This is a genomic window from Pseudomonas capeferrum, from assembly GCF_000731675.1.
Lineage (GTDB): Bacteria > Pseudomonadota > Gammaproteobacteria > Pseudomonadales > Pseudomonadaceae > Aquipseudomonas > Aquipseudomonas capeferrum.
On the sequence record NZ_JMIT01000001.1, the window covers coordinates 628,496 to 637,391 of the forward strand.

The following is an 8,896-nucleotide window of genomic DNA, read 5'->3' on the forward strand; positions in this document are numbered from 1 at the left end:
GGTCGGTTTGGAGGACCGCCGTTGCCTGGGGCCAGACTAGGGATGCAGCACAAATGGCGAAAATAGTATTTAGCTGGTGCTTGCCGATAAAACGGCGAAGGCCTTGATTCGCGTGGCTTGCAGCGGTGTTTTGGCGTTTTTTCGCAGCGCGGGCGAGGGGCTTAGTTTTTTCCTGCTCAAGCCCTCGGAAAAAGGTCGTTTCGCGTGCTGGATGCTTCCACCCAGAATGGCGTGCATTGGACAGAACAACAGGAGCCATGACATGACTTTCTCCATCATCGGTCGCTGCCAGGAAACCGGCCAGGTCGGTATCGCCATCAGTTCGTCGAGCATTGCGGTAGGGGCACGCTGCCCCTGGGTACGTGCAGGTGTGGGTGCGGTCGCGACCCAGAACATCACCTTGCCGGCCCTCGGGCCGCAGCTGCTCGATGCCTTGGAGCAGGGGCAGCTGCCGCCTGCTGCGCTGGACCGGGTGCTCAATGCCAACGGCTGGAGCGAATACCGCCAGGTCACGGTGATCGACAGCCATGGCCAAGTTGCGCTGTTCACCGGCAAGCAGGCCCTGGGTGTACATGATGCCGTGGCGGGCGAGCAGTGCGCTGCGGCCGGTAACTTGCTGTCTTCCCGGCAGGTGATCGAGGCCATGGTGCACGCCTTCGAACAGGCCGAGGGGCATCTGGCCGACCGCCTGCTGGCGGCCATGCACGCGGCCATGGCGGCGGGGGGCGAGGCCGGCCCTGTGCACTCTGCGGCATTGAAGATTGCCGGGGAGCTGACCTGGCCCTTGGTGGACCTGCGTGTCGACTGGGCCGATGAGGACCCGATCGGGCAACTGGATGGCCTGTGGCAGGCCTATCGCCCCCAGATGCAGGACTACGTGACCCGCGCCCTCGACCCCACGGCAGCGCCAAGCTACGGGGTACCGGGGAATGAGTGAGTTCGCCAGCCGCGCGCTGCTTGCCCGGCTGATCGGCTTTGCCACGGTCAGCCGCGATTCCAACCTGGCGCTGATTGGCTTCATCCGTGACTACTTGGCGGGTCTTGGCGTGGACTGCGAGTTGTTCCATAACGCCGAAGGCACCAAGGCCAACCTGTTTGCCACCATCGGCCCGCAGGACGTGGGCGGTGTGGTGCTGTCGGGGCACACCGACGTGGTACCGGTGGACGGCCAGGCCTGGACGGTCGAGCCGTTTGCCCTGAGCGAACGTGATGGACGCTTGTACGGGCGCGGCGCTGCGGACATGAAGGGCTTCATTGCCTCGGTGCTGGCGGCGGTCCCGGCGTTTCTCGCGCGGCCTTTGCGTATGCCGCTGCACCTGGCGTTCTCCTATGACGAAGAAGTCGGTTGCCTGGGGGTACGTTCGATGCTCGCGGCGCTTGAACAGCGGCCCCATAAACCGCGGCTGTGCCTGATTGGCGAGCCGACCGAGCTCAAGCCGGTGCTAGGCCACAAGGGCAAGCTGGCCATGCGTTGTCAGGTCCATGGCGCGGCCTGCCATTCGGCCTATGCGCCTTATGGGGTGAATGCCATCGAGTACGCGGCGCGCCTGATCGGCAAGCTGGGCGAGATTGGTGAGGGGCTGGCGCAGCCCGAGCAGCATGACGTGCGTTTCGATCCGCCGTTCTCCACGGTGCAGACCGGCGTGATCAAGGGGGGCAGGGCGCTGAACATCGTGCCCGAGGAGTGCGAGTTCGACTTCGAGGTGCGTGCCTTGCCGGGCTTCGACGCGCAAGGCGTGGCTGACCAGTTGCAGGGCTACGCCGAGGCCGAGTTGCTGCCGCGCATGCGCGCCGTCAACGAGGGCGCCGATATCCGCCTGCAAGCACTCAGTGCCTACCCGGGGCTGGCCACGCCGGCTGACAGCGAGGCGGCGCAGCTGGTGGCGTTGCTCAGTGGTTCGCAAGCGTTCGGCACGGTAGCGTTCGGTACCGAAGGCGGCCTGTTCGATCAGGCGGGAATCCCGACGGTGGTCTGCGGGCCTGGCAGTATGGAGCAGGGTCACAAGCCGGACGAGTTTGTCAGTGTCGAGCAGTTGCAGGGGTGTGATGCCATGTTGCTGCGGCTGGTGGATTACCTGCGGCAGGGCTGAAAAACGGGGGCCGCGTTGCGGCCCCAGGATGTCACTGCCAATTAGGTCAGAACGTCGCCTTGACCTGCAAACCGACGACCAACGCATTGTCGATGGCTTTGCCCGAAAACGCCCCAGGCTCGATGATGTACTGCACATCCGGCCGCAGGTTCAGCCAAGGGGTGGCCTGGTAGCCGTAGCTCAGTTCGATCAACTGTTCGGCGCTGTCGATGTCCGGGAACTGCTGGCCTGCGTCGAACGCGGCGTCTTCCAGCACATCGCGGCTGCGCGGGTTGGGCACGGCGCGGCCATAGCCCAGGGCCACGGTATCGCGCGGGCGGCCTTCGAACGGCTTGTACAGCACCACGCCAGCGCCATACCACTTGGTGAACGGCGAAGCGGCCTTGCTCGATGCCGAGTACTGGCCAAAGGCATGCAGGCTGCGGCCCGGCGAGCCCTGGTCGTTCCACACGGCCTGGTCGATCAACACGTAATGGCCGCCACGGCCGGACACGTCCTTGTCGCTGCCGATACGTTTCACGTCGGAGCTGTCGTAGTAGTAGCCCAGCTTGTACTCGCCTGGCAGCTCGCCTTGCAGTTTGTACACCAGCTCCACCGGCACCACGGTGCCTGTGGTGTGCTTGGGCCCCAGGTGCCAGGCACGGCTGGAGTTGCCGTTGCTTTCGGGGTCGACGTTGAACGCCGCCACCCGCAGCTGCCAGGACGGTGACAGGTCGTATTTGACCCGCACGCCAAGGTGCGCGTTGGGGTAGTTGGTCCAGCCGCTGCCGCCGGACATGTTCAGCGGGTGGCCGCAGAAACCGGCGTTCATGAAGTTGCACAGAATGCCGCTGTCCAGGCCGCCGAGGTCGTTGCCCATGGCCATGTAGCCGAGCTTGACGTTGAGGGCCGGGGTGAACAGGGTGCGCTCGTAGCTCAGTTCGGTCAGGCGGGTGTACAGGCCACCGAAGTTCTCCTGGATCGGCAGGCGGTTGCCCACCAGGTCTTCCGAGGCGCTGTTGCCGCGGCGGTCGTTGATGGTCAACTGAACCTTGCCGCCGTTCTCCAGGCCATACAGTTTCGACAGGTCGAACTGCACGCCAAGCTTGAGGTTCTGCGAGTAACGGGCCGAACGGTGCAGGCCGCCGTGGGCGTTGTAGGCGGTTTCACCGCTGTAGTCGCCGGTGAACTTGACGCCGTCTTCTTCGAGCTGATGGCGCAGGCCACCCCAGTCACCGGTCATCGTGCTGCGGTTCATGAGGTCGCCGTCGGCGAGGGCACTGCTGCTGGCCAAGGCAAGCAGCAGGGAAGACGTGATGCGAATTGCGGATGGCATTGCGGGGTCTCGATTGATCTTTCAGGGCCTCATCGCTGGCAAGCCGGCCCCCACAGGTTCCGTGTAGGGCCTGTGGAAGCCGGCTTGCCAGCGAGGGGGGTGACGCGGTTTATGGCAGTGCGTAAGAAATCACGTAGTCGCCACGGTCAGTCGACTGACGCGCGCCACCGGCGGTGATCACCACATACTGCTTGCCGGTTTTCGGCGAAACGTAGGTCATTGGGCCACCCTGGCTGCCTACCGGCAGGCGGGCCTTCCACACTTCATTACCGTTGCTGCTGTCGTAGGCGCGCAGGTAGAAGTCCTGGGTGCCGGCGATGAACACCAGGCCGCCTTGGGTCGACAGCGTGCCGCCCAGGGTGGGCAGGCCGATCTTGATCGGCAGGTGCATGCGGATACCCAGCGGGCCGGTGTCCTCGACGGTGCCGACCGGTACCTGCCAGGCGATCTGGCGGGTTTTCATGTCGACGGCGGTGAGGGTGCCGAACGGCGGTGCCTGGCAGGGGATGCCGGCAACCGACAGGAAGCGGTTCTTGTTCACCGCATAAGGCGTGCCCTTGAGGGGTACGGCGCCCATGCCGGTGTTCAGTGCTTCGCCACCCGAAGCGGCATCGCCTTTGTTCTGCGACGGGATCATCTGGATCCACAGGCCTAGGCGCATGTCGTTAACGAAGATGAAACCATGCACCGGGTCGGTGGAAATGCTGCCCCAGTTCATGCCACCCAGCGAGCCCGGGAAGCTCAGCGACAGGTCGGTGCCTGGCGCGGTGTACAGTCCGTCGTAGCGCATTTTCTTGAAGTCGATGCGGCACAGCAACTGGTCATACGGGGTAGCGCCCCACATGTCCGATTCGGTCAGGGTCTGCGCGCCGATCTGAGGCATGCCTACCGATTTCGGCTGGGTCGGGGAGTACGGCTCATTGGGGATGTTGCTCGGTTTGACCGGTACTTCGTCGACCTGGGTCAGCGGTTTGCCGGTGGCACGGTCAAGCACGTAGATCTGCCCGGCCTTGGTACCGATCACCACCGCAGGCACGGTCTTGCCGTCGTCCTTGGTGAAGTCGATCAGGCTTGGCTGCATCGGCAGGTCGAAGTCCCAGAGGTCGTTGTGTACGGTCTGGTAGACCCATTTCTGATTGCCGGTGGTGGCATCCAGCGCCAGTACCGACGCACCGTAGGTGTGATCCAGCGTGTTGCGTTCAACGCCATAGATGTCGGTGGACGACGAACCCATCGGCAGGAACACGGTGTTCATGGCCGGGTCGTAGGACATCGGTGCCCAGCTGTTCGGGGTGCTGCGCACGTAGCTGCTGCCGTCGGCCGGGGCGTTGCGGTCTTCCGGGTTGCCTGGGTCGAACGCCCAGCGCATGGCCCCGGTGATGACGTCGAAGCCACGGATCACGCCGCCTGGCATGTCGGTCTGGACGTTATCGGCAACGCGACCGCCAACCACCACGGTGGTACCGGCCATCAGCGGTGCGGACGACAGTTGGTAGAAGGAGTCCGGCACGTCACCCAGGCCGGCCATGAGGTTGACCTGGCCGTTGTTGCCGAAGCCCTGGCAGAACTCACCGGTGTCGGCGTCGACTGCGATCAGGCGGCCGTCGATGGTGTTGGTGAGCAAGCGGCGCTGGCAGTTGGCACCGGCCGCCACAGTGGCCGCGGCAATCGGCGAGCTGTTCGGCTGGGTCGGTTGGGCCAGCGGCGCGGTGGCGTCGAAGTAGGCCATGCCGCGGCAACGCTGCCAGACCTTGGACTGGGCGTTGATTGCGTTCTTCCACAGCTCTTTGCCGGTGTCGGCGTCGAGTGCGATCAGGTTGTTGTGCGGGGTGCAGATGAACACCTTGTTGCCAACCTGCAGCGGGGTCAGTTGGTCCTCGGCGCCGTTGCCGTCGCTGATGGCGACGTCACCGGTGTGGTAGGTCCAGGCCACCTTCAGCTTGTTGACGTTGTCACGGTTGATCTGGTCGAGCGCAGCGAAGCGGCTGCCACCTTCGGTGTTGCCGTAGTGGGCCCAGTCCTTCTGCTCCTTGCCCGCTTCGACCGGGGTCATGCCAGGGCCTTTGCCGGTAGGGGCGACGCTTGGGTGGGCGACGAACATGTTGCCTGCAGCAACCACCAGCGCCACCGCCAGCACACCGGCGATGCCGTAGGCGCCACGCCCGGTGGTGCCGCCGTTGGCGCGGACCAGCTGCGGGTAGACCAGCGCCACCACCATACCGATCGCGGCGAACATGAACACGCGGGAGAACAGCGGCCAGAACACCAGGCCCGCGTCGATCAGTGCCCAGATCGCGGTGCCGATCAGGAACACGGCATACAGCCAGGCCCCAGCGACCTTGCGACGGGCGATGAGGATACCGGCGATGGCCATGGCCAGCCCGCCGACCAGGAAATACCAGGAGCCGCCGAGGCCGGCCAGTTTGATGCCGCCAGCGGCCAGGAGCAGGCCGAGCAGGGCGACGATAACGCCCAGGCCGACCAGAATGAGGGTTGTGGCGCCAGAGGCGCGCGGTGTTTCTTTCATGCCAGGGATCTCAGCAGGTGGAATGTGCGCAGTTTAAGCCCTTAGCAAGCTAATTAACAAGTTAGTACAAAGTTTTGTGAGGCTGATTGTCGCAGGGCTGAACTTGCCAAGGTGTCGGCAAAAGTTTAGATCAGGCGCTGAAAATTGCAGTAAACAAGGCGTTCATGCGGGCTATGCAATCGGTACTCATACTTTGGTCGAGTCGCTACCCGCGAAAGCCTGCAGCACCTGCAGGCCCCGATTGCACCGCACAGCCTCAGTCGGGCCACGGGTTGGTGCTGCTGTAGAACACCGCGAGCCAGACAGTCGGGGTACCGGGTGCGGTCCATTCCACGCGGTGGCGGTAATGCGCCGGGATGTCCAAACAATCGCCAGGCTCCAGCAGCCGGGTATGCTTTTCATGCTCGAAGCGCAGGCCGGCTGCGCCGCTCAGCAGCACGATCCATTCACCTTCGGCCTGGTCGTACCAGTACCCCGGCGGGCTGCATTGGCCGCTCGAGACAATGCGCTCTATCCGCACGCCGGGGCGGCTGAGCAGCTCGTCGACCCGCTCGGCAGAGGTCGGGTCGCAGGGCGGGAGGGGGCTGAGCACGTTGAGGGGCACCATGTGTCATCTCGTTCAAAGGGAGGTGCTTCCAATATGGACGTGATTGCCGGGCCGCGCGCTTCTTGACCCGCCCACTAGATTGTAGGACCGTTCCGAGTTTTCAACGATGGACGAAAAATGGACAAACTCCTGGCCATGAAGATGTTCGCGGCGACCGTCGATGCTCAGGGGTTTTCTGCAGCAGCGCGCAAGCTCGGGCTGGCGACATCGTCGGTGACACGCCTGGTCGATGCCTTGGAGGCGGAGCTTGGGGCGACCTTGTTGAACCGCTCGACCCGCCAGGTCAGCCTGACCGAGGCGGGCGCCCGCTACTACGCGCGTGCCCGGGGCATCTTCGAAGCGTTGGACGAAGCCGATGCCAGTGTCGCCGACCGGGGCGAGGAGCCGGTCGGCGTACTGCGCCTGTGCCTGCCAGTGGAATTCGGGCGCCGGGTGATCGCGCCGCACCTGGGGGCGTTTCTGGCCAGGCACCCGGCCCTGGAGCTGGACATCGACCTGAGCGATCGCCTGGATGACTTGCTCGATGGCCGTTACGACTTGTCGATCCGCCTGGGCGACCCTGCGCCGAATGATGAGCTGGTGTGCCGCCCTCTGGGTCGGTTCGAGCGTTGGCTGGTGGCCTGCCCCGCCTACCTGCGCGGTCGCGAAACGCTGGCCCACCCGCAACAGTTGATGGAGCACGCCTGCCTGCGTTTTCGCTATGGGCAAAAAGCTCGCCCCTGGCGCCTGTCCCGCGGGCAGCAGGTGCTGGAGCTGGACGTGAGCGGGCCGCTGCGCAGCGCCAATGCCGACCTGTTGCGTGAAGCCGCGCTGGCGGGTAGCGGGATTGCCCTGCTGGCCGACTGGCTGGTGCGTGAGGATGTGGCTGGCGGCGCGCTGCAGCGCGTGTTCGCTGATTGGCAGGTCAGCCCCGGCACCGCCAATGACAGCATCAATGCGTTGTACTTGCCCAACCACCGCGGCTCGCGTCGGGTGCAGGCGTTCATCGGCTTCTGTGAAGGCTTGCTGGCCCCCTGAAACACCAGCGTTGCGCAGGGTGCAAAGCCCTGTTGCGTGCTGGCCGGATTCTCGCCTGCGGCACGCCTGGGTAAGGTGTGCGGCATATTCCGTCCCTTGTCGAGGTACATCGCATGAACCCCTCCCTAGCTGCAGAGCAGCCCTCGGCCATCGGCCTGAGCCGGGCCCTGGTGACACTGCTGGCGTTTTGTTGCGGCGCCATCGTCGCGAATATCTACTATGCCCAGCCCATCGTCGGGCTGATCGCGCCAGACCTGGGGCTTTCCAACGAGCACGCTAGCCTGATCGTTTCCCTGACCCAGCTGGGTTACGCGCTGGGCCTGCTGTTGCTGGTACCGCTGGCCGACCTGCTGGAAAACCGCTGGCTGATGATCGCCACTGCGGTGCTGGCCTGCATCAGCCTGCTACTGGCAGGCACCAGCGGCAGTGGCCAGGGCCAGCTGTTTCTGGGCTATGCGCTGTTGATCGGGTTCAGTTCGGTGGCGGTGCAGATGCTGATACCGCTGGCGGCGCACCTGGCACCCGAGCAGCAGCGTGGGCGTGTGGTCGGCAACATCATGGGCGGGCTGCTGTTGGGCATTCTGCTGGCGCGGCCGTTGTCGAGCCTGGTGGCCGACCATTTCGGCTGGCGAACCGTGTTCATCGGCGCGGCAGGGGTGATGCTGGCGATCATCGTGCTGCTGGCCCTGACCCTGCCGCGGCGAGTGCCCGAGCACAAGGCCAGCTATGCCGCGCTGATGATGTCGCTGATCGCGCTGCTGCGCCGTTATCCGGTGCTGCGTCAGCGTTCGCTGTATCAGGCATTGATGTTCGCGGCCTTCAGCCTGTACTGGACCGCGGTGCCACTGGCGTTGGCAGGGCAGTACGGCCTGTCGCAGAGCCAGATCGCGCTGTTTGCTCTGGTCGGTGCGGTGGGCGCTGTGGCCGCGCCCTTGGCCGGGCGCCTGGCCGATGCCGGGCATGCCCGTGCCGGTTCGCTGGCGGCCTTGCTGCTGGCGCCGGTGGCGCTGCTGATCGGGCTGACTTCGCCTGGCTTCAGCGTGATCGGCCTGGCGCTGACAGGCGTGCTGTTGGACTTCGCGGTGCAGATGAACATGGTCATAGGCCAGCGTGAAGTGTATGCCCTGGACCCGGCAAGCCGTGGGCGGCTGAACGCGGTGTACATGACCAGCATCTTTCTGGGCGGGGCGTTGGGCTCGGCGGTGGCCAGTGCGCTGTTTGCCCAGTTCGGCTGGCACGGGGTAGCGCTGGTGGGCGCCGGGTTGCCTGGGGTGGCGCTGATCGTGTTCCTCATCCAGGCCCGGCGGGGTTTGTAGGAGCGGCCTTGCGTCGCGAAAGGG

General features: G+C 64.9%; 8 protein-coding genes. 4 read left to right on the forward strand and 4 right to left on the reverse strand.

Annotated features, from left to right (window positions below; all coding sequences use genetic code 11):
- Positions 1–69: 69 nt before the first annotated feature.
- A complete protein-coding gene (locus PC358_RS27670; protein ID WP_156056739.1) occupies positions 70–264 on the reverse strand; it encodes a hypothetical protein in 195 nt (64 codons plus the stop codon).
- Between PC358_RS27670 and PC358_RS02980 the strand changes: the two genes are divergently transcribed.
- Positions 263–937, forward strand: a complete 675-nt coding sequence (locus tag PC358_RS02980; protein WP_033697421.1) for a DUF1028 domain-containing protein — start codon at positions 263–265, stop codon at positions 935–937. The two genes, PC358_RS27670 and PC358_RS02980, sit on opposite strands and share 2 nt — an antisense overlap.
- Complete coding sequence (gene argE / locus PC358_RS02985; protein WP_033697422.1) at positions 930–2,090, forward strand: acetylornithine deacetylase; 1,161 nt, start codon at positions 930–932, stop codon at positions 2,088–2,090. Before PC358_RS02980 ends, argE begins: the two co-directional genes overlap by 8 nt.
- 46 nt (positions 2,091–2,136) lie before the next feature.
- Here argE and PC358_RS02990 read toward each other — a convergent pair whose 3' ends face one another.
- The 3 genes from PC358_RS02990 to PC358_RS03000 all read right to left on the reverse strand — a co-directional run bounded on the left by PC358_RS02990 (position 2,137) and on the right by PC358_RS03000 (position 6,539).
- Positions 2,137–3,405 (reverse strand): carbohydrate porin, encoded by a 1,269-nt coding sequence (locus PC358_RS02990; RefSeq protein WP_033697423.1) that lies wholly within the window; start codon positions 3,403–3,405, stop codon positions 2,137–2,139.
- 109 nt (positions 3,406–3,514) lie between these two features.
- Positions 3,515–5,932 (reverse strand): glucose/quinate/shikimate family membrane-bound PQQ-dependent dehydrogenase, encoded by a 2,418-nt coding sequence (locus PC358_RS02995; protein WP_033697424.1) that lies wholly within the window; start codon positions 5,930–5,932, stop codon positions 3,515–3,517.
- 256 nt (positions 5,933–6,188) lie between these two features.
- Positions 6,189–6,539, reverse strand: coding sequence for a cupin domain-containing protein (locus tag PC358_RS03000; RefSeq protein WP_033697425.1), 351 nt, complete (start codon positions 6,537–6,539; stop codon positions 6,189–6,191).
- A 117-nt stretch (positions 6,540–6,656) separates the two neighbouring features.
- On the opposite strand from PC358_RS03000, the gene PC358_RS03005 reads away from it, so the two are divergent.
- Both PC358_RS03005 and PC358_RS03010 read left to right on the forward strand, forming a co-directional pair.
- Complete coding sequence (locus PC358_RS03005; RefSeq protein WP_033697426.1) at positions 6,657–7,556, forward strand: LysR family transcriptional regulator; 900 nt, start codon at positions 6,657–6,659, stop codon at positions 7,554–7,556.
- Positions 7,557–7,669: 113 nt separating this feature from the next.
- Positions 7,670–8,872 (forward strand): MFS transporter, encoded by a 1,203-nt coding sequence (locus PC358_RS03010; protein WP_033697428.1) that lies wholly within the window; start codon positions 7,670–7,672, stop codon positions 8,870–8,872.
- Positions 8,873–8,896 lie beyond the last annotated feature (24 nt).

Excerpts from the sequence above, each read along its gene's own strand:
- PC358_RS27670 (WP_156056739.1), bottom strand. The coding sequence starts at position 264 with ATGTCATGGCTCCTGTTGTTCTGTCCAATGCACGCCATTCTGGGTGGA.
- PC358_RS03000 (WP_033697425.1), bottom strand. The coding sequence starts at position 6,539 with ATGGTGCCCCTCAACGTGCTCAGCCCCCTCCCGCCCTGCGACCCGACC.
- PC358_RS02980 (WP_033697421.1), top strand. The coding sequence starts at position 263 with ATGACTTTCTCCATCATCGGTCGCTGCCAGGAAACCGGCCAGGTCGGT.
- PC358_RS02990 (WP_033697423.1), bottom strand. The coding sequence starts at position 3,405 with ATGCCATCCGCAATTCGCATCACGTCTTCCCTGCTGCTTGCCTTGGCC.
- argE (WP_033697422.1), top strand. The coding sequence starts at position 930 with ATGAGTGAGTTCGCCAGCCGCGCGCTGCTTGCCCGGCTGATCGGCTTT.
- PC358_RS03010 (WP_033697428.1), top strand. The coding sequence starts at position 7,670 with ATGAACCCCTCCCTAGCTGCAGAGCAGCCCTCGGCCATCGGCCTGAGC.
- PC358_RS03005 (WP_033697426.1), top strand. The coding sequence starts at position 6,657 with ATGGACAAACTCCTGGCCATGAAGATGTTCGCGGCGACCGTCGATGCT.
- PC358_RS02995 (WP_033697424.1), bottom strand. The coding sequence starts at position 5,932 with ATGAAAGAAACACCGCGCGCCTCTGGCGCCACAACCCTCATTCTGGTC.